Annotated in this window: 24 protein-coding genes; 14 read left to right on the top strand and 10 right to left on the bottom strand. The window is 67.7% G+C overall.

The window, feature by feature from the left end; translation table 11 throughout:
• The first annotated feature begins 4 nt into the window (after nt 1–4).
• From thiD to dtd, 3 genes are all read left to right on the top strand, one after another.
• A complete protein-coding gene (gene thiD / locus ACT7B3_RS16965) occupies nt 5–817 on the top strand; it encodes a bifunctional hydroxymethylpyrimidine kinase/phosphomethylpyrimidine kinase (protein ID WP_445158742.1) in 813 nt (270 codons plus the stop codon).
• A gap of 83 nt (nt 818–900) precedes the next feature.
• Entirely contained in the window at nt 901–1746 is an 846-nt protein-coding gene (locus tag ACT7B3_RS16970; protein ID WP_445158743.1) for a universal stress protein, read from the top strand.
• A 96-nt stretch (nt 1747–1842) separates the two neighbouring features.
• Nucleotides 1843–2280, top strand: coding sequence for a D-aminoacyl-tRNA deacylase (gene dtd, locus ACT7B3_RS16975; protein WP_444678978.1), 438 nt, complete (start codon nt 1843–1845; stop codon nt 2278–2280).
• Nucleotides 2281–2321: 41 nt separating this feature from the next.
• Here the strand turns inward: dtd and ACT7B3_RS16980 are convergent, their stop codons facing one another.
• Nucleotides 2322–4274 carry an ATP-binding cassette domain-containing protein gene (locus ACT7B3_RS16980; protein ID WP_445158744.1) on the bottom strand — a complete coding sequence of 651 codons (1953 nt, stop codon included), beginning with the start codon at nt 4272–4274 and terminating at the stop codon, nt 2322–2324.
• A gap of 79 nt (nt 4275–4353) precedes the next feature.
• On the opposite strand from ACT7B3_RS16980, the gene ACT7B3_RS16985 reads away from it, so the two are divergent.
• The 7 genes from ACT7B3_RS16985 to ACT7B3_RS17015 all read left to right on the top strand — a co-directional run bounded on the left by ACT7B3_RS16985 (nt 4354) and on the right by ACT7B3_RS17015 (nt 10400).
• Nucleotides 4354–4887 carry a TIGR02444 family protein gene (locus ACT7B3_RS16985; RefSeq protein WP_444678977.1) on the top strand — a complete coding sequence of 178 codons (534 nt, stop codon included), beginning with the start codon at nt 4354–4356 and terminating at the stop codon, nt 4885–4887.
• Nucleotides 4888–4976: 89 nt separating this feature from the next.
• Nucleotides 4977–5996 carry a TRAP transporter substrate-binding protein gene (locus tag ACT7B3_RS16990; protein WP_444678976.1) on the top strand — a complete coding sequence of 340 codons (1020 nt, stop codon included), beginning with the start codon at nt 4977–4979 and terminating at the stop codon, nt 5994–5996.
• A gap of 197 nt (nt 5997–6193) precedes the next feature.
• A complete protein-coding gene (locus ACT7B3_RS16995) occupies nt 6194–6772 on the top strand; it encodes a TRAP transporter small permease (protein WP_444678975.1) in 579 nt (192 codons plus the stop codon).
• 22 nt (nt 6773–6794) lie between these two features.
• Nucleotides 6795–8078 carry a TRAP transporter large permease gene (locus tag ACT7B3_RS17000; RefSeq protein WP_444678974.1) on the top strand — a complete coding sequence of 428 codons (1284 nt, stop codon included), beginning with the start codon at nt 6795–6797 and terminating at the stop codon, nt 8076–8078.
• Between the two features lie 33 nt (nt 8079–8111).
• Nucleotides 8112–8555 (top strand): universal stress protein, encoded by a 444-nt coding sequence (locus tag ACT7B3_RS17005; protein WP_444678973.1) that lies wholly within the window; start codon nt 8112–8114, stop codon nt 8553–8555.
• Between the two features lie 108 nt (nt 8556–8663).
• On the top strand, nt 8664–9347 hold the full coding sequence (locus ACT7B3_RS17010; RefSeq protein WP_445158745.1) for an FKBP-type peptidyl-prolyl cis-trans isomerase: 684 nt from the start codon (nt 8664–8666) through the stop codon (nt 9345–9347).
• Between the two features lie 9 nt (nt 9348–9356).
• On the top strand, nt 9357–10400 hold the full coding sequence (locus ACT7B3_RS17015) for a poly(3-hydroxybutyrate) depolymerase (protein WP_445158746.1): 1044 nt from the start codon (nt 9357–9359) through the stop codon (nt 10398–10400).
• A 34-nt stretch (nt 10401–10434) separates the two neighbouring features.
• Here the strand turns inward: ACT7B3_RS17015 and ACT7B3_RS17020 are convergent, their stop codons facing one another.
• Together ACT7B3_RS17020 and ACT7B3_RS17025 are read right to left on the bottom strand one after the other, a co-directional pair.
• On the bottom strand, nt 10435–11028 hold the full coding sequence (locus ACT7B3_RS17020) for an SCO family protein (protein ID WP_445158747.1): 594 nt from the start codon (nt 11026–11028) through the stop codon (nt 10435–10437).
• Nucleotides 11025–11537: a hypothetical protein gene (locus ACT7B3_RS17025; protein ID WP_445158748.1), complete on the bottom strand. Its 513-nt coding sequence runs from the start codon at nt 11535–11537 to the stop codon at nt 11025–11027. Before ACT7B3_RS17025 ends, ACT7B3_RS17020 begins: the two co-directional genes overlap by 4 nt.
• 130 nt (nt 11538–11667) lie before the next feature.
• Between ACT7B3_RS17025 and ACT7B3_RS17030 the strand changes: the two genes are divergently transcribed.
• Nucleotides 11668–12585, top strand: a complete 918-nt coding sequence (locus ACT7B3_RS17030) for an AEC family transporter (protein WP_445158749.1) — start codon at nt 11668–11670, stop codon at nt 12583–12585.
• 488 nt (nt 12586–13073) lie between these two features.
• Here the strand turns inward: ACT7B3_RS17030 and trmB are convergent, their stop codons facing one another.
• Genes trmB through thiS form a run of 3 tightly spaced genes read right to left on the bottom strand, consistent with a single transcriptional unit; the run spans nt 13074 to nt 14897 of the window.
• Nucleotides 13074–13823, bottom strand: coding sequence for a tRNA (guanosine(46)-N7)-methyltransferase TrmB (trmB, locus tag ACT7B3_RS17035; protein WP_445158750.1), 750 nt, complete (start codon nt 13821–13823; stop codon nt 13074–13076).
• Nucleotides 13824–13846: 23 nt separating this feature from the next.
• The gene (locus tag ACT7B3_RS17040; RefSeq protein ID WP_445158751.1) at nt 13847–14641 is read right to left on the bottom strand and encodes a thiazole synthase; all 795 of its coding nucleotides are present in this window, start codon (nt 14639–14641) and stop codon (nt 13847–13849) included.
• Nucleotides 14642–14696: 55 nt separating this feature from the next.
• A complete protein-coding gene (gene thiS / locus ACT7B3_RS17045; protein ID WP_445158752.1) occupies nt 14697–14897 on the bottom strand; it encodes a sulfur carrier protein ThiS in 201 nt (66 codons plus the stop codon).
• 104 nt (nt 14898–15001) lie between these two features.
• Between thiS and ACT7B3_RS17050 the strand changes: the two genes are divergently transcribed.
• Nucleotides 15002–15388 carry a DUF423 domain-containing protein gene (locus tag ACT7B3_RS17050; RefSeq protein WP_445158753.1) on the top strand — a complete coding sequence of 129 codons (387 nt, stop codon included), beginning with the start codon at nt 15002–15004 and terminating at the stop codon, nt 15386–15388.
• A gap of 14 nt (nt 15389–15402) precedes the next feature.
• Here ACT7B3_RS17050 and ACT7B3_RS17055 read toward each other — a convergent pair whose 3' ends face one another.
• Together ACT7B3_RS17055 and ACT7B3_RS17060 are read right to left on the bottom strand one after the other, a co-directional pair.
• Complete coding sequence (locus ACT7B3_RS17055) at nt 15403–15816, bottom strand: PaaI family thioesterase (protein WP_444678966.1); 414 nt, start codon at nt 15814–15816, stop codon at nt 15403–15405.
• Between the two features lie 141 nt (nt 15817–15957).
• Nucleotides 15958–18144 carry a malate synthase G gene (locus tag ACT7B3_RS17060; protein WP_445158754.1) on the bottom strand — a complete coding sequence of 729 codons (2187 nt, stop codon included), beginning with the start codon at nt 18142–18144 and terminating at the stop codon, nt 15958–15960.
• A 285-nt stretch (nt 18145–18429) separates the two neighbouring features.
• On the opposite strand from ACT7B3_RS17060, the gene ACT7B3_RS17065 reads away from it, so the two are divergent.
• A complete protein-coding gene (locus ACT7B3_RS17065; RefSeq protein ID WP_445158755.1) occupies nt 18430–19407 on the top strand; it encodes an alpha/beta hydrolase in 978 nt (325 codons plus the stop codon).
• On the top strand, nt 19404–19880 hold the full coding sequence (locus ACT7B3_RS17070; RefSeq protein WP_445158756.1) for a hypothetical protein: 477 nt from the start codon (nt 19404–19406) through the stop codon (nt 19878–19880). Before ACT7B3_RS17065 ends, ACT7B3_RS17070 begins: the two co-directional genes overlap by 4 nt.
• A gap of 7 nt (nt 19881–19887) precedes the next feature.
• On the opposite strand, the gene ACT7B3_RS17075 is transcribed toward ACT7B3_RS17070, so the two are convergent.
• Together ACT7B3_RS17075 and ACT7B3_RS17080 are read right to left on the bottom strand one after the other, a co-directional pair.
• A complete protein-coding gene (locus ACT7B3_RS17075; protein WP_445158757.1) occupies nt 19888–21396 on the bottom strand; it encodes a YifB family Mg chelatase-like AAA ATPase in 1509 nt (502 codons plus the stop codon).
• A 71-nt stretch (nt 21397–21467) separates the two neighbouring features.
• Nucleotides 21468–21854 carry an accessory factor UbiK family protein gene (locus ACT7B3_RS17080; RefSeq protein ID WP_445158758.1) on the bottom strand — a complete coding sequence of 129 codons (387 nt, stop codon included), beginning with the start codon at nt 21852–21854 and terminating at the stop codon, nt 21468–21470.
• Nucleotides 21855–22027: the final 173 nt, after the last annotated feature.

Genomic DNA, 22027 nt, shown 5'->3' on the forward strand with positions numbered 1-22027 from the left:
CGCCATGACGCACCACCGCCCCATTCCCAACGTGCTCACCATCGCCGGCTCCGACCCCAGCGGCGGTGCCGGCATCCAGGCCGACCTCAAGACTTTCTCGGCGCTGGGCGCCTATGGTACCAGCGTCGTCACCGCCTTGACCGCGCAGAACACCCGCGGCGTGCGCGGCGTGCATCCGGTACCGGTGGAGTTCATCCGCCTGCAGCTCGACACGCTGCTCGATGACGTGGCGCTCGATGCGGTGAAGATCGGCATGGTCGCCAGCCGCGAGGTCGCCGAGACCATCCGCGACGCGCTCGGGGCCAGGCGCCCCCGCTGGGTGGTGCTGGATCCGGTGATGGTAGCCAAGAGCGGTGACGTCCTGGTCGAGCGCGTTGGCATCGCCGCCGTACGCGAGGTGCTGGTGCCACTGGCCGACCTGATCACCCCCAACCTGCCGGAAGCTGCCGTGCTGCTGGATGCGGCAGCTCCCACCTCGCGGCAGGCGATGGCGGAGCTGGCACCGCGCCTGGCGGCGCTGGGCACCGGCGCCGTGCTGCTCAAGGGCGGGCACCTGGCCGGCCCTTCCTGCCCCGACCTGCTGATGACCGAGAACGGCACCCACTGGCTGGAAGGCAGCCGGATCTCCACCTCGAATCTCCACGGCACCGGCTGCTCGCTCTCCTCGGCCATCGCTGCCCGGCTGGCGCTCGGCGACGCCTTGCCCGAGGCGGTCACGGCCGCCAAGCAATGGCTGGAAACAGCGCTGGTCGAGAGCAGGCGGCTGGATGTGGGTCGAGGCCACGGACCGGTGCACCACTTCCATCAGTGGTGGTAGCACCTCACCCCTTGCACCCGACCCAAGCGACGCCCATGCTGAAGTCTGTCCCCGTCAGGCCATCTGTCACGGAGAGAGACCTCATGACCCAGACCCTGCTGTTCGCCAGCGATCTCTCTGCCGAGAACCGCGCCGCCTTCGCCCGGGCCATACGCCTGGCCAACGAAGGCGGCGCGCGTCTCGACATACTCCACGTGCTCGACCCCTATCTGCCCCGCCGGGTGCTGCACGACCTGGAGGAGGCCGTGGTGGCCGACCTGCACAGGACCCTGACGGATATTCGCGAAGACTACGCCCAGCCGGAGCCCCGCACCCTGGTGCAGACGGTGGCCGGCGCCCCCTATGCCGAGATCATCCGCGAGGCCCACGACCGCCAGGTCGACATGATCATCCTCGGTGCCCACCGCAAGCGCGGCCAGCCCGACCTGGTGGCCGGCACCACCCTGGCCCGGGTGCTGCGCAGCGCGCCCTGCCCGGTGCTGTCGGTGACCCAGCCGGCCAACCGCGACTGGCAGGAGATCCTGGTGCCGGTGGACTTCTCGCTGGCCAGTCGGCACACCCTGCGCGAGGCGCTCAAGCGCTTCCCCGAGGCACACCTGACCCTGCTGCACGCCTGGGACATTCCCGGCGAGCGCGAGCTGGGCTCGGACAGCGAATACGCGCGCTGGCGCGACCGCGAAGTGGAGCGCCTGCGCTGCCTGCTCGAACGTGAAACGGACCAGCTGATGAGCGAGCTCGACAGCGTGCCCGACGTGGAGCTGGTGCTGGAGCGCGGCGATCCGCTGGAGGTGCTGATGACTCGCCTGCGGCGCCAGCCGCCCGACCTGCTGGCACTGAGCAGCCGCGGCCAGCTGGGGCGCCACAGCCCCATCACCGAGGCGCTGCTTGCCGAGCCGCACTGCGACATCATGCTGTGCCGCGCCTGGTGAAAGAGAGGCTACGAGCGACGGTGCCAGGCGTGTCAACAGCCTCTGCCAGGCGTGATACTCTTTCGGCCAACTTGAGTTAGAAAGGAAGCTCGCCGGATGAAGGCCCTGATACAGCGCGTGCGCCGCGCCAGTGTCACCGTGGATGAGCGCAGGGTGGGCGCCATCGAGCACGGCCTGCTGGCGCTGGTGGGGGTGGAAAAAGGCGACGACGAGGCCGCCGCCGACCGGCTGCTGCACAAACTGCTGCGCTACCGGGTGTTCAGCGACGCGGCGGGCAAGATGAACCTCGACCTGCAGCAGGTCGACGGCGGGCTGCTGCTGGTCTCGCAGTTCACCCTGGCCGCCGATACCCGCAAGGGGCTGCGGCCGAGCTTCTCCAGCGCCGCGCCGCCGGCCGACGGCGAGCGGCTGTTCCACTACCTGCTCGACCGCGCCCGGGCGGCCTGGCCCCGGGTCGAGAGCGGCGAGTTCGCCGCCGACATGCAGGTCGAGTTGATCAACGACGGGCCGGTGACGTTTCTGCTGGAGAGCTGAAGGCACCAGGCTGGCCGCATTCCGCGGCTGATCCGGGCATGTCAGGCCCCGCTTTCGAGCAGCTCCGCTTCCATCGCCTCGAGCGCCTCTTCGGCGGCCAACCACTCGGCTTCCAGCGTCTCCAGCCGTGACTTGAGCTCGCCCTGGCGGGCCAGCCGCTCGGTGAGCTCGGCCTTGCGCGCCGGGTCGGTGTAGAGCTCGGCCTCGCCCAGCGCCTCCTCCACCGCGGCGAGCTCCGCCTGGGCCTGCTCCAGCGCCTGCTCGGCGCGGTCGCGCACCTTCTTCAGCGGACGCAGCTTCTCGCGCAGCTCGGCGGCGGCACGGCGGCTCGCCTTGCGGTCCTCCTTGGGCGCAGCACCCTCCGCCTGACGCTCGACCTTGTCGGCCCGTGCCTCGCGCCGCTCGCCCTCCAGCCGCGCCTTGAGCCAGGCGCGGTAGTCCTCCAGGTCGCCGTCGAAGGGCTCGACGCGATGGTCGGCGACCTTCCAGAACTCGTCGACGGTGGCGCGCAGCAGGTGGCGGTCGTGGGAAACCAGGATCACCGTGCCCTCGAAGCTGGCCAGCGCCTCGGTCAGCGCCTCGCGCATCTCCAGGTCGAGGTGGTTGGTAGGCTCGTCGAGCAGCAGCAGGTTGGGCTTGCGCCACGCCACCAGCGCCAGCGCCAGGCGCGCCTTCTCGCCGCCGGAGAAGCGCCCCACTTCGCCGAAGGCGTCGTCGCCCTGGAAGCCGAAGCCGCCGAGGAAGGTGCGGATCGCCTGGTCGCTGGCGGTAGGCGAGAGCCGCTGCACGTGCAGGAAGGGGGTAGCGCTCATGTCGAGCCCTTCGAGCTGATGCTGGGCGAAGTAGCCGATGGCCAGGTGCTCGCCGGGGATTCGCTTGCCCGCCAGCAGCGGCAGCTCGCCGGTCAGCGTCTTGATCAGGGTCGACTTGCCCGCCCCGTTGGGGCCCAGCAGGCCGATGCGCTGCCCCGGCAGCAGGGTCAGCTTGACCTCGTCGAGCTGGACCTTCTCCACTCCCGCGGCGTCGCGGTAGCCGAGTCGCGCCTGGTCCAGCACCAGCAGCGGCCGGGAGCTCTTGTCGGCGGCCGGAATGGTGAAGTGGAACGGCGAATCGGCATGGGCCATGGCGATGTCGCCCATGCGCTCGAGCATCTTCATGCGGCTCTGGGCCTGGCGCGCCTTGCTCGCCTTGGCCTTGAAGCGCGCCACGAAGCGTTCGATCTCCTCGCGCCGGGCCTGCTGCTTGGCTGCCTCGGCCTGCTGCAGGGCCAGTTTCTCGGCACGGGTGCGCTCGAAGATGGAGTAGTTGCCACGGTAGAGCACCAGCCGGCGCCGGTCGAAGTGAACGATGTGGTCGCACACCGCGTCGAGGAAGTCGCGGTCGTGGGAGATCAGCAGCAACGTGCCGGGGTAGCGCGTCAGCCACTGCTCGAGCCACAGCAGGGCGTCGAGGTCGAGGTGGTTGGTGGGCTCGTCGAGCAGCAGCAGATCCGACGGCATGAATAGGGTGCGCGCCAGGTTGGCGCGCATGCGCCAGCCGCCGGAGAAGGCCGACAGCGGGCGGCTCAGATCGGCCTGGCTGAAGCCCAGCCCGATCAGCAGCTGGGCGGCGCGAGCCGGGGCGCTGTAGCCATCCAGCGCCTCGATGTGGCCATGCAGCTCGGCTTCCCGGTGGGCGTCGCCGCGCTCGCGAGCCGCTGCCAGGTCCGCCTCGGTCTGGCGCAGCTCGCGGTCGCCGTCGAGCACATAGTCGACGATGGCACGGTCCAGCGCGTCGACCTCCTGGGCCATGTGGGCGATGCGCTGCCCCCCGCTCATCTCGATCTCGCCGCGGTCGGGGGCAAACTGACCGAGCAGCAGGCCGAACAGGCTGGACTTGCCGGCGCCGTTGGAACCGACGATGCCGGCCTTGTGGCCGGCATGCAGGGTCAGCTCGGCGTCCTCGAGCAGGGTCTGGGTGCCGCGTTGCAGGGCAACCTGGCGCAGTGCAATCATGCAGGCTCCAACTGGCGATAAAAGGGTACGGTCGCGGCGCGAGACTCGCTATCGAGACAGCGGCGGCGACATCCGGAACATGAGCGACGATTCTACCGCAACCCTGGCGTCTCTGCGGGCCGGGCTTGCCGCCGACCCGCTGTGGGACTTCGCCCTCTCCTTGTATGCCCGCCCCGGCGTGGAGGCGGCCTGCCTGCTGCTGCAGGACGAGGCGGGCCTCGATGTCTGCGAGCTGCTGTGGCACGCCTGGCTCTATCGGCACGGGCTGAGCCTGGCCGAAGCGCCCGTGGCGCTGGACGAAGTACACCGCTGGCAGCGCCAGGTCACCCTACCGCTGCGTGAGCTGCGTCGCCGGTTGAAGCCCGATGCCCGCGCCCGTCCCGGTGTGGCCAAGGTGCGTGGCGAGGTTCAGCGGGCCGAGCTGGCCGCCGAGCGCGAGGCCCTGCTGCGCCTGCAGCAAATGGCGCTCGAACCCACCACCCGGCTGGATTTTCTCCCTCATGCAAGGTTGGCGAATTTCCTCGCAGATCGCTATCAACTACAGAAAAAATCACAACTTTTGGCGCTTGAAACGCTGGAATGCCAGCTTGACCACCTGAGGCCTGCGCGCTAGCCTGAAAAAAGACTTACAGTCCAAAGTGGCTGATTAACGCCTGCTGATGGGAGCATTTCACAGGCCAAACCGGTAAGGAGATCATAATAATGAAGGCAACCCAGTTGTTGACCACTGCCAGTATCGGCGCTCTGCTGTTCGGCATGTCGGCTGCCGCACACTCTGCGAACTGGCGTTACGCGCATGAGGAATTCGAGGGTGATGTTCAGGACGTTTTCGCCGTCGCCTTCAAGGAGTACATCGAGGAAAACTCCGATAATACCGTTCAGATTTACCGTTTCGGCGAGCTGGGTGAATCGGACGATATCATGGAGCAGACCCAGGCCGGCATCCTCCAGTTCGTCAACCAGTCGCCCGGCTTCACCGGCGCGCTGATCCCCGAAGCCCAGATCTTCTTCATCCCCTACCTGCTGCCCACCGACGAAGAAACCGTGCTGCAGTTCTTCGACGAGAGCCAGGCCATCAACGAGATGTTCCCCGAGCTCTACGCCGAGCAGGGGCTCGAACTGCTCAAGATGTACCCGGAAGGCGAGATGGTCATCACCGTGGATGAGCCGATCCGCCGCCCCGAAGACCTGCGCGGCAAGAACATCCGCACCATGACCAACCCGCTGCTGGCGGAAACCTACCGCGCCTTCGGCGCCACCCCGACGCCGCTGCCCTGGGGCGAGGTCTATGGCGGCCTGCAGACCGGCATCATCCAGGGCCAGGAGAACCCGATCTTCTGGATCGAGTCGGGTGGCTTGTACGAGGTGTCACCGCACCTGGTCTTCACCGGCCATGGCTGGTTCACGACCGCGATGATGGCCAACCAGGACTTCTTCGACGGCCTCTCCGAGGAGGAGCAGCAGCTGGTGCGTGATGCGGCCCAGGCCGCCTACGATCACACCATGGAGCATATCTCCGGGCTGGCCGACGAGTCGCTGCAGAAGATCCAGGAGTCGTCGGATCGGGTCACCGTTACCCGCCTCGACGAGGATGAGATCCAGGCCTTCCGCGAGCGTGCCCCGCAGGTCGAGCAGCGCTTCGTCGAGATGACCGGCGATCGCGGCCGTGAACTGCTCGAGCAGTTCAAGGCCGACCTGGAAGCCGTGTCCGGCGGCGAGTAAGCCTCGAGCGGCTTGTTGCATGCGCATGCAAGGGGGGTGGCCACCGGCTGCCCCCCTGCCGTTTGCGCCGACCTTCGAAGCTGCGGCCATTCAACGTTGAAGCCCGTTGCACGACAGCCCGCTTCAGTTGCGTACCCTTTCAGCAGGAAACAACCGCTACCCATCCTTCAGGGCAGCCACCCCAGGAGACCGGTCGCATGACGGAAGAAGAATCGGAAAAGAACTACCGCTCCACGCTACCCGGCCCGCTCGGTATCGCCGACACCTGGATCAGCAAGACAGAAGCCGCCATCCTGGCGCTCGGCGTGATCCTGATGGCCGTGAATACCGTCTCCAACGTGATCAGCCGTTTCGTGTTCGGCGAAAGCCTGCATTTCGCCGAGGAGGTCAACCGCATCCTCATCGTGATGATCACCTTTGCCGGGATCGGCTATGCGGCGCGGCACGGGCGACATATCCGCATGTCGGCCTTCTACGACGCCCTGCCCACCGGCGGCCGGCGCGCCCTGATGATTCTGATCTGCCTGTTCACCGCGCTGGTGATGTTCGTGCTCTGCTACTACTCCATCGGCTATATCCAGACCCTGTATAGCCGCGGGCGCGTGCTGCCTTCACTGAGCATCCCGGTGTGGATGATCTATCTATGGGTTCCCATCGGCTTCGCCATCACCGGCATTCAGTACCTGCTCACTGCCTTCAAGAACCTGACGTCGCGTGACGTCTACCTGTCGACCCATGTGGTCGATGGCTACAAGGACACCGAGACGGAAGTCTGACGCCGGGAAAGGAATAACAACCATGACAGCCATCATCATCACCATCATGATCGTGCTCCTGCTGCTGGGGTTTCCGATGATGATTCCCCTGGCCACGGCGGCCTTCGTCGGCTTCTACATGACCTTCGGCGGCCTGGGGCAGATGGAAACCCTCATCCAGCAGATGATGGGCGGCATCCGGCCCACGGCGCTGATCGCCGTGCCGATGTTCATCCTCGCCGCCGACATCATGACCCGCGGCCAGTCGGCCCACCGCCTGATCGACATGGTCATGAGTTTCGTCGGCCACATCAAGGGCGGGCTGGCGGTGAGCACCGCCGCCTCCTGCACCCTGTTCGGCGCCGTTTCCGGCTCTACCCAGGCCACCGTGGTGGCGGTGGGTTCGCCGCTGCGCCCGCGCATGCTCAAGGCCGGCTACAAGGATCCCTTCACCCTGGCGCTGATCATCAACTCTAGCGACATCGCCTTCCTGATTCCGCCGAGTATCGGCATGATCATCTACGGGGTCATCTCGGGCACCTCCATCGGCGAGCTGTTCATCGCCGGTATCGGCCCCGGCCTGCTGATCCTGCTGATGTTCTCTGCCTACTGCGTGGCCTACGCCGTGATCAAGGATGTGCCCACCGAGCCCAAATCGACCTGGCGCGAGCGCCTCACCGCGGTGCAGAAGGCACTCTGGCCGCTGGGCTTTCCGGTGCTCATCGTCGGCGGCATCTACGGCGGCATCTTCAGCCCCACCGAGGCCGCCGCGGCCTGCGTGCTGTATGCCGTGCTGCTCGAGTTCGTGATCTTCCGTTCGCTGAAGCTGCCGGACATCTATACCATCGCCAAGTCCACCGGCTTGATCACCGCCGTGGTGTTCATCCTGGTGGCGGTGGGCAACGGCTTCTCGTGGATCATCTCCTTCGCCCAGATCCCCCAGACCCTGCTCGAGGCATTCGGCATCAACGAGGCCGGGCCGGTGGGCGTGCTGATCGCCATCTGCGTGGCCTTCTTCATCGCCTGCATGTTCGTCGATCCCATCGTGGTGATCCTGGTGCTCACACCGATCTTCGCCCCGGCCATCGCCGCCTCCGGGCTCGACCCGGTGCTGGTCGGCGTGCTGATCACGCTGCAGGTGGCGATAGGCTCGGCAACGCCACCCTTCGGCTGCGACATCTTCACCGCCATCGCGATCTTCAAGCGACCCTACTGGGAGGTCATTCGCGGCACACCGCCCTTCGTCTTCATGCTGATCCTGGCGGCCGCCCTGATCATCATGTTCCCGCAGATCGCGCTGTTCCTGCGCGACATGGCCTTCCGCTGATGAGCACCACCACCCGCTGAGGAGAGAATCGCCATGTTCAATCGGATGCTGGTCCCGGTGGACGGTTCGAAAGGCGCCCTGAAGGCGCTGGAAAAGGCGGTCGGGCTGCACCTGCTGACCGGCGCCGAGATCTACATCCTGTGCGTGTTCAAGCACCACAGCCTGCTGGAGGCCTCGCTTTCCATGGTGCGGCCCAACAAGCTCGACATTCCGGACGACGCCCTCAAGGAGTACGCCACCGAGATCGCCGTGCATGCCAAGGGCGAGGCCGTGGCGCTGGGCGCCGATCCGGCCCGGCTGCGCGCCTTCGTCAAGGGTGGGCGCCCGTCGCGCACCATCGTGCGCTTCGCACTCAAGCGCGAGTGCGACCTGATCGTGATCGGCGCCCAGGGCACCAACGGTGAAAAGAGCCTGCTGCTGGGCAGCGTGGCGCAACGGGTGGCCGGCTCGGCCTACTGCCCCACCCTGGTGGTGTAGCCGAGGGGCTGCGGCAATCGCTCGGATGCGGAACCGGTTGGGCCCTGATAGAGTCCGAGTACTGCCTGTAAGCTAGCAAGGCCCAACGCCTCACCAATAGGACTCCGCATGAAGACACTGCTGACTTCCGCTTCCCTGGTCGCGCTGATGGCAGCGGCGCCGCTGGCGCTGGCCGCGCCGGAAAGCGAGAACGAGCGCCTCAGTTACAGCCTCGGCATCGCCTACGGGCAGAGCATCGCCCAGGAGTACCCCGAGCTGGATGTCGACGCCTTCGCCGCGGCGATTCGCGACATCATCGAAGACAACGAGCTGGCCATGGACACCGAGGAGATGGCCGACACGCTCAGCCGCTTCCAGCAAGCGACGATAGCCGCACGCCAGGCCGAGATGCAGGAGATGGCCGAGGCCAACCTGGCCGAGGGCAAGGCGTTCCTGGAAGAAAACCAAGCACGTGACGAGGTCACCACCACCGGCTCGGGGCTGCAGTACGAAGTGCTGGAGAGCGGCGACGGCGAACAGCCCGGGCCCTCCTCCCACGTGGCGGTGCACTACGAGGGCACCCTGGTCGACGGCACGGTCTTCGACAGCTCCTTCGAGCGTGGCCAGCCGGTCAGCTTCCGCGTGGATCAGGTGATCGAAGGCTGGCAGGAAGCACTGCAGCTGATGAGCGTGGGCGACACCTGGATGCTCTTCATTCCGCCCGAGCTTGGCTACGGCGCCCAGGGCCAGGGTCCGATCGGCCCCAACGAGACGCTGGTGTTCCGCGTCGAGCTGCTCGACGTGATGGACTGAGCGCCGGCCATGCACGCTTCTGTCGCGCTTGCTACCGCCGCCCTGCTGCTGCCCACCGCCGCCCAGGCCGACGCCACCCCCGCGGACCTGCCACGCCTGGGAACCTCCAATGAGGCCATCAGCGTGATCGGCGTCTCGTCCGGAGGCTACATGGCCACCCAGCTGGCGGTGGCCTGGCCCGACCGCTTCGAAGGGCTGGCCGTGCTGGCGGCCGGACCCTGGAGCTGCGCCCAGGGCGGCCTGGGGCGCGCCCTGGCCCAGTGCATGGGCACCCGACGCGGCCCGCCGGAGCTCGACGTCCTCAACCGTCGCCTGCGCGACTACCAGGCACGGGGCCTGGTGGGCGAAGCCATGGATCTGGCCGAGCTGCGCGCCTACGTGTGGCATGGCGATGACGACGGTGTCGTGGCGCCGGCCCTAGGCAGGGCGCTGGCCGAACAGCTGGCCGACTGGTTGACCAACCCCGCCGACCAGCTCGAATTCGTGCTGGCGCCCGATATCGGTCACGGCTGGCCCGTGCGCACCGACGAGCGCATCCCGCCGACCTGGCTTGCCCAGTGTCGTACCGGCGGCGGCACCCACCTGCTGGCGTGTGGGCAGGACATCGCCGGCGAGGCGCTGCAGTGGCTGCATGGCGGGCTGACGCCGCCCAGCACGGGCGCGGCAAGCGAAGGCAGCCTGCTGGCCTTCGATCAGTCCGATTTTCCCGCACGGGGGCTCGGGCCGGTCGGCTATGTATGGATTCCCGAAGCGTGCGAGGCGGGCGGCTGTGATCTCACTGTCGCCCTGCACGGCTGCGGCATGGCCCACGAGCAGATCGACGAAGCTTTCGTGCGGCATAGCGGGCTGAACGAGTGGGCGAGCGCCAACCACCGCGTGGTGCTCTACCCGCAGGCCGGCACCAGCCTGGCCAACCCCCAGGGCTGCTGGGACTGGTGGGGGTTTGCCGAAAGCACCTGGCAGCTCGACCCCCTGCACGACACCCGCGAAGGGGTGCAGGTGCGCGCCCTGATGGCGATGATCGAGCGCCTGGAGGCGCCGGCCGCGCCCTGAGGGAGTTCGTGACCCGACTCGACTGGCCCGCGGTTCAACCGCGGGCCAGTTCGTTTTCCAGCGCCGACTGCAGGGGGAAGGGGGTGGGCGAGTAGAGCACGCGCTGGCGTATGCGCCCGTGCCGGTCGACCAGATAGAGCGAAGAGCTGTGATCGACCGTGTAGGGCATGGCCGATTCCGGCGTCTCCACCCGGCGATAGACCACGCCGTAGCGCGCCGCCAGCTCCGCCAGCTGTGCCTCGGTGCCGGTAGCGCCGATGAAGTCCTCGCCGAAGAAGCCCACATACTGGGTCAGGCGCTCCACGGTGTCACGCGCCGGATCGACCGTGATCATCACCGGCACCACGCGGCGGCGCTGCGCCTCGTCGAGCTCCTGCATGACCTGACGTATCACCGCCATGCTCATCGGGCATACGTCGGGACAGTAGGTGTAGCCGAAAAAGAGCACCGCCAGCTGGTCCTCGTCGAGCTGGTCGAGCGAGAACGGCCCAGCGGTCGAATCCAGTTCCACCGGCCCGCCGCGTGGCCCCTCGGGCTCGCCCGTGAGCTGCTGGTACCAGGCCAGGCCACCGGCGACCACCAGCAGCACCAAGGCACCGAATACCCAGCAGATTGCCTGTCGCTTCATGGCATGCTCCGTTCCACGAGAAAATCGAACCGGCTCCCCAGCCGCCCCCGCTCGGTATCCACCACCACCTGCGCCTGCCAGGGCATGGTGGTGTTCGTGCAGATGGGCACCTGAGCGAGCCCCTGGAAGAGATCGTCGCTCTGTGCGTCGAGGCGGAAGCGATGCAGCCCCATGTTCATGTCGCGCCCGACGAAGTCGACATGCGCAGCCTCGGCGTCAGCACCTTCCAATCGAACGCTCAACGTTAGCGGTTCCAGGGCGGCAATGCCAGCCGCCGCCTCGATGCTGAAGTGTAGCCGCACTCCATCGCCCAGTTCGGCCATGCAGGGCCCCTGGCGCAGGTCGCAAGGCGCCTCGGCAGGCGCCCAGGTGACCGCCTGCTCGTCGCGCAGCAGGTGCGAGGCCAGGTACCAGAAAGCGACCCCCAGGGCCAGCAGGGTCGCCAGTTTCATCAAGGCCATCCCCGGGAAGCGGGACACATGGGGGTCGAAACGGGAAGTCGGGCTCATCGCCGCAGCGCTACTCCAGTACGGTGAATTAACGGGTAAGCTTACCGCATTTGCCTGGCGTCAACCGAGGAAGGAATGTCGCAGGCATCGCCAGGCAACTTGCCGCCAGTCACCGACTTGAGGAGGAATGATGGAAGGGGTATCCGCTGCGCTGGGGCCACTGTTCTTGCTGATTCTGCTCGGGGTGGCCCTGGGCCGCCTGCGCGAGCCGGACGCCACCTTCTGGGCCCAGCTCGAGCGCCTGATCTATTTCGTGCTGTTTCCCGCCATGCTGGTCGCCACGCTGGCCACCGCCGACATGGCCGGGGTGCCGGTGGTGCGCCTGGCCGTAGCCCTACTCGGGAGTCTGGTGATCTTCGCCGCCCTACTGTGGTCGGTGCAGCGGCGGCTGGGCCTCGAGGGTGCCGCGTTCACCTCCGTATTTCAGGGCGCACTGCGCTTCAACACCTACGTCGGCGTGGCAGGCGCCGCCGCCCTGCACGGCACCGCCGGCGCCACCGTGGCCGCCGTGGCGGTGGCGCTGATGGTGCCGGTGGTGAACGTGCTGTGCGTGGCCAGCTTCATCGGCGCCGGCACGCTCGGCCCTTCAAGCCTGGGCAGGAGCCTGGCGGCACTGGTGCGCAATCCCTTGATCCTTGCCTGCCTGATCGGCATCGGCCTGAACCTGGCCGACATCGGCCTACCCGGCTGGAGCGGCTCCGCCGTGGAGCTGCTGGGGCGCGCCGCGCTGCCGCTGGGGCTGGTAGCAGTGGGGGTGGCGCTGCGCCCCCAGGCGCTGCTGCGGCTCGATCGTGCGGTGTGGACGGCCAACCTGCTCAAGCTGGGGCTGATGCCCGCGCTGGTGGTGGCGATCGCCCTGCTGCTGAGGCTCGACCCGGTGAGCCGGGACGTGGCGCTGCTGTTCGCCGCCCTGCCCACTGCCACCTCCGCCTATATCCTGGCGCGCCAGCTGGGCGGCGATGCCGAGCTGATGGCTGCACTGATCACCGGCCAGACCCTGCTCGCCATGGCCACCCTGCCGCTGTGGCTGCATTTCGCTGGAAACTGAAATAAAAAACGTTCGCATTCGTGTTGACGATCTAATGAGAATGACTTACATTGAAAGCGTGGCGTTGATGAGCCGCCACCCCATAGGGGAACGTGCCAGCGTCCCTATATGGTTTCTCCCCCTCATTGCTAGTCACGGTCTTGCCTGCGCCCTCCACGAGGGCGTTTTTTTTGTTTCTTCACTTCGCCCCTCATTGCTGCTCTTTCCCGGGCAGGGTCTTGCCTGCGCCCTCCACGAGGGCGTTTTTTGTTTCTTCACTTCGCCCCCTCATTGCTGCTCTTTCCCGGGCAGGGTCTTGCCTGCACCCTCCACGAGGGCGTTTTTTGTTTCTTCACTTCGCCCCCTCATTGCTGCTCTTTCCCGGGCAGGGTCTTGCCTGCACCCTCCACGAGGGCGTTTTTTTGTTTCTTCACTTCGCCCCCTCATTGCTGCCCCGCTTGCCCCCTAATGACGACACGGCCCGCCGAAGCGGGCCGTGGCAAGCGAGTCTAGCCGCACGACTCGGTGCGCCGGTAGATCAGGTCCCACACGCCGTGACCAAGACGCTCGCCGCGCGCCTCGAACTTGGTCAGCGGTCGGAAGTCCGGGCGCGGCACATAGGGGCTCGTCTCGGCCGTGGCGGTATTGGCGTAGCCTGGCGCGGCCTCCATCACCTCGGCCATCCACTCCGCGTAGGCCTGCCAGTCGGTAGCCATGTGCAGCGTGCCGCCGGGCTTGAGCCGCGTACGAATCAGCGCGACGAAGGCGGGCTGGACGATGCGCCGCTTGTGGTGCTTCTTCTTCGGCCAGGGGTCGGGGAAGAACAGCTGCAGGGTATCGATGGTGGCCTCCGGCAGGCACTGCTCGAGCACCGCCAGGGCGTCCTCGCGATAGACCCGCAGGTTGGTCAAGCCGCGCTTGTCGGCCTCGTCGAGCAGCTTGCCGACGCCCGGGGCGTGCACCTCGATGCCGATGAAGTCGGTGTCGGGGTGGGTCTCAGCCTGCTCGATCAGCGAGCTCCCCATGCCGAAGCCCACCTCCACCACCCGCGGCGCCCGGCGCCCGAACAGCGCGTCGAGATCCTGGCGGCCTTCGGCCAGGGTCAGACCCAGCCGCGGCCAGACCTCGTCCAGGCCGCGGGTCTGGGCCTGGGTCATGCGCCCGGCGCGCAGCACGTAGCTCTTGATGCCGCGGCGATGCAGCGGGGCATCCGGCCCTTCCGGGCCGGTGGTGGGGGTATCGCGTTGCGGGTCACTCATGGATTGGTTGCGACTCCGGTGGTTCAGCCGTTGATGCGGCCGGCAAAGGGAGAGGAAGGATCGGCGCTCTGACGGCGCGGCATGCGCCCGGCGAGGAACGCCTCACGCCCGGCCTCGACGGCCTTCTTCATGGCGCTGGCCATCAGCAGCGGCTGGCGCGCATGGGCGATGGCGGAGTTCATCAGCACGCCGTCGCAGCCCAGCTCCATGGCCATGGCGGCGTCGGAGGCGGTGCCGATGCCGGCATCCACCAGCACCGGCACGCCCGCCTGCTCGATGATCAGGCGAATGTTGTGCGGGTTCTGGATGCCGTGGCCGGAGCCGATCAGCGAGCCCAGCGGCATGATCGCGCAGCAGCCCAGACGTTCCAGCTCCTGAGCCACGATGGGATCGTCACTGGTGTAGACCATCACGTCGAAACCGTCGCGGATCAGCTCCTCCGCCGCCTTGAGCGTCTCGACCACGTTGGGGTAGAGGGTCGAGTCGTCGCCGAGCACCTCGAGCTTGACCAGCTTGTGACCGTCGAGCAGTTCACGCGCCAGCTTGCAGGTGCGCACGGCGTCCTTGGCGGTGTAGCAGCCGGCGGTGTTGGGCAGCAGGGTGAAACGCTCCGGCGGCACCACGTCGAGCAGGTTGGGGCCGTCTTCCTGGCCCAGATTGGTGCGGCGCACGGCGAAGGTGACGACCTCGGCGCCCGAGGCGGCGATGGCGTCGGCGGTCTCGTCGAAGTCCTTGTACTTACCGGTACCCACCAGCAGGCGAGAGGTGAAGGTATGGCCGGCAATCCGCAGCGGCTGGTCCTGGAAGTAATCTGTCATCGCTAGGGCCTTTGTTCTGGGTCGGGAAAGGGTCGGGCTGCGTTGGCACGCGCGGTCAGCCGCCCCCGATGGCGTGCACAATCTCGATGCGGTCACCGTCGGCCAAGCAGGTGGTGGCGTGCTCGCTTCTGGGCACGATCTCCTCGTTGCGCTCGACCGCGATACGCCGCCCGGCCAGACCAAGGGTGTCGATCAACTGCGCCACGGTGAGGCCAGGGGCAAGGTCGCGGGCCTCGCCGTTGAGCTGGATCTGCATGGCGTCTTCTCCAGGTTGACGAGTGTCGCGGGCCCATATTGTAGCCCCTTAACGCCTCCCGGGGTACGGTAGGCGGCAATCCCAATCCCCCGAAGGAGAAAGAGATGCGCGATCGCGGATGGTGGTGCCTGGCAGCGCTGTCGGGCGGAGTGGCGGTCATGGCCGGCGCCTTTGCCGCCCATGCCCTGCAGGGCCAATTGCCCGAGCGGCTGCTGGCCGCCTTCGAGACCGGCGTGCGCTATCAGATGTGGCACACCCTGGCGATGCTCGGCGTGCTGGCCTGGCGCAGCGTGCGGCCCCGGCGAGGCCAGGTCCTGGTGCTGGTGCTGGGGCTGTGGACGGCCGGGATCGTGCTGTTCTCCGGCTCGCTCTACGCCATGGCGCTGAGCGGCGCACGCGGCCTGGGCATGATCACCCCGCTCGGCGGGGTGCTGTTGATCGGCGGCTGGCTGGCGCTTGCCCTCTGCGCCCTGCGCGACCGGCCTGAGTGACGCACCAGACGGGGCTAGTCGGCGTCGGGAATGGCGTAGGTGGCGGTGACATGGGCCACCGGGCGCTCGTCACCGGAGGAGAACAGCTGCACCTCGCCCACCGCCAGGCGGCGGCCCAGCTTGATGATGCGTGCATTGGCAATCAGGTCGCGATCGCCGCGGGCGCGGCGCAAAAAGTGGCAGTTGAGGTCGGTGGTCACGGCCATCGGCTCGGGACCGATCTGCGCCAGGATGGCCACGTAGAGGCAGACATCGGCCAGGCCCATCATGGTGGGGCCGGAGACGCTGGAGCCGGGCCGCAGGTGCTCGTCCTCGATGGCCAGGCTCATGGTTGCCCGCATGTGATCGACCGCCTCGATGGTGCCTGCACGCTGGGGAAAGACTTCGTCGAGAAATTCCTCGATGGCGGCAGCGGTCATCACGGTCATCGGCGGGCTCCTTGTGGATGCGGTTGGAGGGTGACTGTCAGGGTGGCATCAACATAACCCAAAGCGCCCCGGGCGGATACCCGGGGCGCTACGACGCCTAGGAGTGACGTGAGGGCCTGTCTCGACGCCTTTTACGACGTCTTACTTGGCCTTGTGCACGGCACGCCAGTGGTGCAACAGCGGCTCGGTGTAGCCGGAGGGCTGCACGCGGCCCTTGAAGATCAGGTCGCTGGCGGCTTTGAACGCGGTGGAGGCGGCGAAGTCGGCGCTCATGGCGGTATAGGTCGGGTCGCCGGCGTTCTGCTCGTCGACCACCTTGGCCATGCGTTCCAGGGTCTTCTGCACGCGCTCGGCGTCGACCACGCCGTGATGCAGCCAGTTAGCGATGTGCTGGCTGGAGATGCGCAGCGTGGCGCGGTCTTCCATCAGGCCCACGTCGTGAATGTCCGGTACCTTGGAGCAGCCCACGCCGTGCTCGACCCAGCGCACCACGTAGCCGAGGATGCCCTGGCAGTTGTTGTCCAGCTCCTGCTGGATCGCTTCGTCGCTCCACTCCACCTTCTCGGCCACCGGCACGGTGAGCAGGCCGTCGAGGAGTTCTTCCAACAGGCCGGGCTCACTCTGGGCTTCCAGCTCGCGCTGGAGGGCGGCGACGTCGACCTGGTGGTAGTGCAGTGCATGCAGCGTGGCGGCAGTGGGCGACGGCACCCAGGCGGTATTGGCGCCGGCCTTGGGGTGGCCGATCTTCTGCTCGAGCATGGCCGCCATCAGGTCCGGCATGGCCCACATGCCCTTGCCGATCTGGGCGCGGCCGCGCAGGCCGCAGGCCAGGCCGACCAGCACGTTGTTGCGCTCGTAGGCGCCGATCCAGGCGGCATTCTTCATGTCGCCCTTGCGGATCATCGGGCCCGCCTCCATGGCGGTATGCATCTCGTCGCCGGTGCGGTCGAGGAAGCCGGTGTTGATGAACACCACGCGCGAGGAGGCCTCGGCGATACACGCCTTGAGGTTGACCGAAGTGCGCCGCTCCTCGTCCATGATGCCCATCTTGAGCGTGTCACGGGCCAGGCCCAGCAGGTCCTCGACGCGACCGAACAGCTCGTTGGCGAAGGCGACTTCCTTCGGCCCGTGCATTTTCGGCTTGACGATGTAGACCGAGCCGCTGCGCGAGTTGCGCGGGTCGTTCTCGCTCTTGTTCAGGTCGTGCAGCGCCAGCAGGCTGGTGACGATGCCGTCGAGGATGCCCTCGGGCAGCTCGTTGCCGTCGGCGTCGAGCACCGCCGGGGTGGTCATCAGGTGGCCGACGTTGCGCACGAACATCAGCGAGCGGCCCGGCAGGGTCAGGCTGCCGCCGTCCAGCGTGGTGTAGCTGCGGTCGCCATGCAGACGACGGGTAAAGGTCTTGCCGCCTTTCGCGACTTCCTCGGCCAGGTCGCCTTTCATCAGGCCCAGCCAGTTGCGATAGACGCCGACCTTGTCCTCGGCGTCGACCGCCGCCACGGAGTCCTCGCAGTCCATGATCGCGGTCAGCGCGGCCTCGACCAGCAGGTCCTTGACGCCGGCCGGATCGGTCTTGCCGATCGGGTGGCTGGGATCAAGCTGGATCTCCAGGTGCAGGCCGTTGTTGCAGAGCAGGAGGGACTCGGGGCTGGCCACGTCACCGATGAAGCCGACCAGCTGGCCCGGCGCCTTGAGCTCGCTCTCGCTGCCGTCGGCCAGGGTAACCGCGAGGCGACCATCGCGCAGCGCGTACTTGACGGCATCGCGGTGAGAGCCGCTGGCCAGCGGTGCCGCCTGATCGAGCACGTCACGGGCGTAGGCGATGACTTTCTCGCCGCGCTTGGGGTTGTAGCCGGCGCCCTTTTCGGCGCCGTCCGCCTCGGAGATGGCGTCGGTGCCGTAGAGCGCATCGTAGAGGCTGCCCCAGCGTGCGTTGGCGGCGTTCAGCGCATAGCGGGCGTTGCTGACCGGCACCACCAGCTGCGGGCCGGCCTGGATGGCCACTTCGCGGTCGACGTTGGCGGTTGAAACGGTGACCTGCGCCGGTGCCTCGACCAGATAGCCGATTTCCTTCAGGAAGCCGCGGTAGGCGCTCATATCGCGCACCGGACCGGGGTTCTCGCGGTGCCAGCCGTCCAGCTGTTCCTGCAGGCGGTCGCGCTCGGCGAGCAATTCCCGATTCTTTGGTGTCAGATCATGGAAGATGGCGTCGACGCCGGCCCAGAAGCTCTCGGCATCGAGGCCGGTGCCCGGCAGGGCCTGGTCGTTGAGGAAGCGGTCCAGCTCGGCGGCCACCTGAAGGCGATGGCGGGTCACGCGTTGGGACATGGAAACTCTCCTGATGCGGGAAGACGGATAGCGGCTATCCATCCACCGCCATTCTTCGGGTCGTGGGGATGAAACCACTGCGATATGGAGCAATTTTGTGGAAAACTGTTCCATATGTAAACCCAGCACACGTCTCCCCATACTAGACAAAGGGTTTAGATATTGCCTGTCCCTCAGCCAGGCACCCAGGATCGCTTCGACAAGGAACAGGACACGCATGGCTGCCCGCTATACTGCCTTCATGCTCCGGGTCGCCGGGCGTCGACCACGCCGCTGGAGGATGTCATGACCGACTTCACCGCCCTGCAGGCGCTAGGGCCGATCGCCCCCTTCGGCACGGCCGAGCCCCCGCTCTCCGACTACCTGCAGCACTACGGGCTGGCACCGCTGCTCTCCGAGCATGTCGGGCTCTACGTGGGCTACCTCGACACTCCGCGCTATCAGCTCTGGACCCAGATCTGGAGCCCGGCCCAGGCCATCGGCACCGCCTTCGTGGTGCACGGCTACTATGATCACCTGGGGCTCTACGGCCACCTGCTGCAGCTGCTGCTGGAGCGCGGTTGGCGGGTGGTGCTATGGGACTTGCCCGGCCACGGCCTGTCCAGCGGCCGGCGGGCCTGCATCGACGACTTCGCCGAGTACGGCGAGTGCCTGCATGCGCTGCAGCGCCACCTGCTGGCCCACGACCTGGCGCCGCAGCCCTGGCTCGGCATCGGCCAGAGCACCGGGGCGGCCATCCTGGCCACCGATGCGCTGAGCCGCCCGGATGCCAATCACTGGGCCGGTCTGGCGCTGCTGGCCCCGCTGGTCAGGCCGACCAACTGGCCGCAGTCGAGCCTGCTGCATTTGCTGGTGGAGCCATTCGTCAGCAGCCTGCCCAGGCGTTTTCGACCCAACTCCAACGACGCCGACTTCGCCGCCTTCCTGCGCGAGCACGACCCGCTGCAGCCCGAGCACTTGTCGCTGGGCTGGGTCAGCGCCATGCGCCGCTGGATGCCTCAACTGCTGGCCCTGCCGCCCTGCGACGTGCCCACGCTGATCCTGCAGGGCGAGCAGGACCTGACCGTGGACTGGGAGTGGAACCTCGGCGTACTGGAACGCAAGTTTCCCAAGGCGCATATCCATCGCCACCCGGAGGCCCGCCATCACCTGGTCAACGAGGCCGCGCCGATTCGCGCGGCCCTGTTCACGGCCCTGGACGACTTCATTGCCGAGCTGGAGCTCGGCATGGCTCCCACTACGCCGAGCGAACCCTGCCAATGAGGAAGCCTGCCACCCTGCTGCTGGCGCTGGTGCTGGCCGGCTGCGCCGCCCAGCCGCCCGAACCCGACCCGATTCGCCGCGCGCTGCACAACCTCAGCCAGCGTGCCGCCGAGCATGTAGTGAACGTGGAAGCCCTGCAACCGCCCGACGGCCAGGTGCTGCTGCTGGCCTACCCGCAGGTCGACCAGACGCTCGAGATCGACAGCGGTCGGTTCCTGGAATCCTTGACGCGCAGCCTGCTGAGCGTATCGCCCGGCCCCCAGGTGCTCGACTGGCGCCCCGCCATGGCCGGGCAGAGCGGCGGTCACCAGTGGCGGCTGGAAAGCCGGCTGGACGCCACCGCCCCGCGCCTGGTGCTCTCCGATCGCGACCTGCTGCCCTACCGCCTGACGCTCGCCCTCCATCGGCCCGATGCCGACGAGGCCGTGTGGCAGACCGAGATCGAGGGCGCCTTCGACGCCACCGCACTGTAGCGGCGGCTCAGCCCTGGCGCAGCTGGCGATCCAACTGCCGGTAGCCGATCGCCTCCATTAGCTCGCCGCGCTCCGGATGGGGCTTGGCCGCCAGGTCGGCCACGGTCAGCGCCACCCGCAGCACGCGATGATAGGCGCGCGCCGAGAGGCGCAGGCGTTCTAGCACGCCGGCCAGCCAGGCGCGATCGGCCGACGACAGGGCACAGGCCGTCTCCAGCTCGCGCCCGCCCAGGTGAGCATTGAGCGCCCCGCGCGCATACTGGCGCTCGCGCGCCGCCAGCACCCGGGTACGCACCTCGGCCGAACTCTCACCGGCCTGCTGCGAGGTGAGCTGCTCCGGCGGCAGCGCCGGTACCTCCACCTGCAGGTCGATGCGGTCGAGCAGCGGCCCGGAAAGGCGCGACTGGTAGCGCTGGATCTGGGCCGCGGTGCACTGGCAGGCCTGGCGCGGATCGCCCAGGTGCCCGCAGGGGCAGGGATTCATGGCCGCGACCAGCTGGAAGCGAGCCGGGAATCGCCGCTCGTGATTGGCCCGCGAGATGAAAATCTGACCTGACTCCATGGGCTCCCTCATGACCTCCAGCACATGACGGCTGAACTCGGGCAACTCGTCGAGGAACAGCACGCCATGGTGGGCCAGGGAGATCTCGCCGGGGCGCGGCCAGGAGCCGCCGCCTACCAGCGCCACGGCGCTGGCGGTATGGTGCGGCGTGCGGAAGGGGCGCTGGCCCCACTGCTCGGCCAGCGGCAGCCCGCACACCGAGCGCACGGCGGCTACCTCCAGCGCCTCGTCGTCGGTCAAGCGAGGCAGGATGCCAGGCAGACGGCTCGCCAGCATGGTCTTGCCGGTGCCGGGCGGCCCGGCGAATAGCAGGTTGTGCGAGCCGGCGGCGGCAATTTCCAGCGCGCGGCGCGCCTGGTGCTGGCCGCGCACCTCGGCCAGATCGCCCAGGCAGGCAGCAGGCGCCGGCGGCGCCGCAAGGCGATGCGCGGCAATCGGCGTCTGTCCCAGCAGGTGAGCGACCACCTCCAGCAAATGGCCGGCCGGCAGCACCTGGAGGTCGCCGGCCAGGGCCGCCTCGTCGGCGTTCTCACGCGGCACGATCAGCTTGCGCCCGGCCTTGCGCGCCGCCAGCGCCAGCGGCAGCACGCCCGTGACCGGTCGCAGGCGCCCATCCAGCGCCAGTTCGCCGACGCTTTCGATCCCTTCCAGCGCCTCGGCCGGCACCTGCCCCGAAGCGGTCAGGATGCCCAGGGCAATCGGCAGGTCGAAGCGCCCGCCGACCTTGGGCAGGTCGGCGGGCGCCAGGTTGAGCACGATACGGCGGGTGTTGGGGAAGTCGAAGCCGGCATTGGAGAGGGCGCTGCGCACCCGTTCGCGGCTCTCCTTGACGGCGGCTTCGGGCAAGCCGACCAGGGTCATGCCCGGCAGGCCGTTGGCCAGATGGACCTCGACCTGGACTTCAGGGGCATCGAGCCCCAGGGCGGCCCGAGTGGTGACGATGGCCAACATCATGCGCTCCCTCGCAGCGGCATGCATTAGGCCTCGATGATATCACCTCCCGGGGCGGTGCTCTCCACGCTGGCTCAGCGGTTCTGGTCGCCCGTGGCGCCGCCCGGCGCGGGGTCCACCACGCCTGTCGGCTCGCCGCCGCTGAGCGGCGGCGGAGCGGCATCGTGGCCTGCCGCAGGGGGAGTGGCCTGGCTCGTGGCAGGCGCGGCATCGTGGCGTGTCGCCAGCGCCGCTTCCAGCGCGGCCACCTGCTGTTCCAGCGCCTCGACCCGAATGCGCGTGCGCTGCAGCACCTCCATCAGAATGTCGAAATCCTCCCGCGACACCAGCTCGAGGCGATCGAAGGCGCCGCGTACGATCTGCTGGACTCCCTTCTGGATCTCCTCCGGTGCCTGCGAGGCTCCCTGAAGCCGCTCGCCGAGCTGCTGTGCCAACCGGCTGATAGGGTCTTGACCCGCCATAGTGCACCTCTCCTTCTCAAGAACGTGTGCCTACAGGATACGCAAGCCCCACCCCAGGCGCATGCACTTCAACTGCCCCGCGCTGGAGCGCCTGCACCCCGAGACAGCACCATGCTGGTGCACGGCTCGTCGAGGCCAGCACCAAGTTGGCCCACCCATGCCAGGCAATACCC

The organism is Halomonas sp. E14 (assembly GCF_052568415.1).

What these genes read in the sequence shown, in the direction of transcription:
- thiD (WP_445158742.1), top strand. Translation starts at nt 5, where the DNA reads ATGACGCACCACCGCCCCATTCCCAACGTGCTCACCATCGCCGGCTCC.
- ACT7B3_RS16970 (WP_445158743.1), top strand. Translation starts at nt 901, where the DNA reads ATGACCCAGACCCTGCTGTTCGCCAGCGATCTCTCTGCCGAGAACCGC.
- dtd (WP_444678978.1), top strand. Translation starts at nt 1,843, where the DNA reads ATGAAGGCCCTGATACAGCGCGTGCGCCGCGCCAGTGTCACCGTGGAT.
- ACT7B3_RS16980 (WP_445158744.1), bottom strand. Translation starts at nt 4,274, where the DNA reads ATGATTGCACTGCGCCAGGTTGCCCTGCAACGCGGCACCCAGACCCTG.
- ACT7B3_RS16985 (WP_444678977.1), top strand. Translation starts at nt 4,354, where the DNA reads ATGAGCGACGATTCTACCGCAACCCTGGCGTCTCTGCGGGCCGGGCTT.
- ACT7B3_RS16990 (WP_444678976.1), top strand. Translation starts at nt 4,977, where the DNA reads ATGAAGGCAACCCAGTTGTTGACCACTGCCAGTATCGGCGCTCTGCTG.
- ACT7B3_RS16995 (WP_444678975.1), top strand. Translation starts at nt 6,194, where the DNA reads ATGACGGAAGAAGAATCGGAAAAGAACTACCGCTCCACGCTACCCGGC.
- ACT7B3_RS17000 (WP_444678974.1), top strand. Translation starts at nt 6,795, where the DNA reads ATGACAGCCATCATCATCACCATCATGATCGTGCTCCTGCTGCTGGGG.
- ACT7B3_RS17005 (WP_444678973.1), top strand. Translation starts at nt 8,112, where the DNA reads ATGTTCAATCGGATGCTGGTCCCGGTGGACGGTTCGAAAGGCGCCCTG.
- ACT7B3_RS17010 (WP_445158745.1), top strand. Translation starts at nt 8,664, where the DNA reads ATGAAGACACTGCTGACTTCCGCTTCCCTGGTCGCGCTGATGGCAGCG.
- ACT7B3_RS17015 (WP_445158746.1), top strand. Translation starts at nt 9,357, where the DNA reads ATGCACGCTTCTGTCGCGCTTGCTACCGCCGCCCTGCTGCTGCCCACC.
- ACT7B3_RS17020 (WP_445158747.1), bottom strand. Translation starts at nt 11,028, where the DNA reads ATGAAGCGACAGGCAATCTGCTGGGTATTCGGTGCCTTGGTGCTGCTG.
- ACT7B3_RS17025 (WP_445158748.1), bottom strand. Translation starts at nt 11,537, where the DNA reads ATGAGCCCGACTTCCCGTTTCGACCCCCATGTGTCCCGCTTCCCGGGG.
- ACT7B3_RS17030 (WP_445158749.1), top strand. Translation starts at nt 11,668, where the DNA reads ATGGAAGGGGTATCCGCTGCGCTGGGGCCACTGTTCTTGCTGATTCTG.
- trmB (WP_445158750.1), bottom strand. Translation starts at nt 13,823, where the DNA reads ATGAGTGACCCGCAACGCGATACCCCCACCACCGGCCCGGAAGGGCCG.
- ACT7B3_RS17040 (WP_445158751.1), bottom strand. Translation starts at nt 14,641, where the DNA reads ATGACAGATTACTTCCAGGACCAGCCGCTGCGGATTGCCGGCCATACC.
- thiS (WP_445158752.1), bottom strand. Translation starts at nt 14,897, where the DNA reads ATGCAGATCCAGCTCAACGGCGAGGCCCGCGACCTTGCCCCTGGCCTC.
- ACT7B3_RS17050 (WP_445158753.1), top strand. Translation starts at nt 15,002, where the DNA reads ATGCGCGATCGCGGATGGTGGTGCCTGGCAGCGCTGTCGGGCGGAGTG.
- ACT7B3_RS17055 (WP_444678966.1), bottom strand. Translation starts at nt 15,816, where the DNA reads ATGACCGTGATGACCGCTGCCGCCATCGAGGAATTTCTCGACGAAGTC.
- ACT7B3_RS17060 (WP_445158754.1), bottom strand. Translation starts at nt 18,144, where the DNA reads ATGTCCCAACGCGTGACCCGCCATCGCCTTCAGGTGGCCGCCGAGCTG.
- ACT7B3_RS17065 (WP_445158755.1), top strand. Translation starts at nt 18,430, where the DNA reads ATGACCGACTTCACCGCCCTGCAGGCGCTAGGGCCGATCGCCCCCTTC.
- ACT7B3_RS17070 (WP_445158756.1), top strand. Translation starts at nt 19,404, where the DNA reads ATGAGGAAGCCTGCCACCCTGCTGCTGGCGCTGGTGCTGGCCGGCTGC.
- ACT7B3_RS17075 (WP_445158757.1), bottom strand. Translation starts at nt 21,396, where the DNA reads ATGATGTTGGCCATCGTCACCACTCGGGCCGCCCTGGGGCTCGATGCC.
- ACT7B3_RS17080 (WP_445158758.1), bottom strand. Translation starts at nt 21,854, where the DNA reads ATGGCGGGTCAAGACCCTATCAGCCGGTTGGCACAGCAGCTCGGCGAG.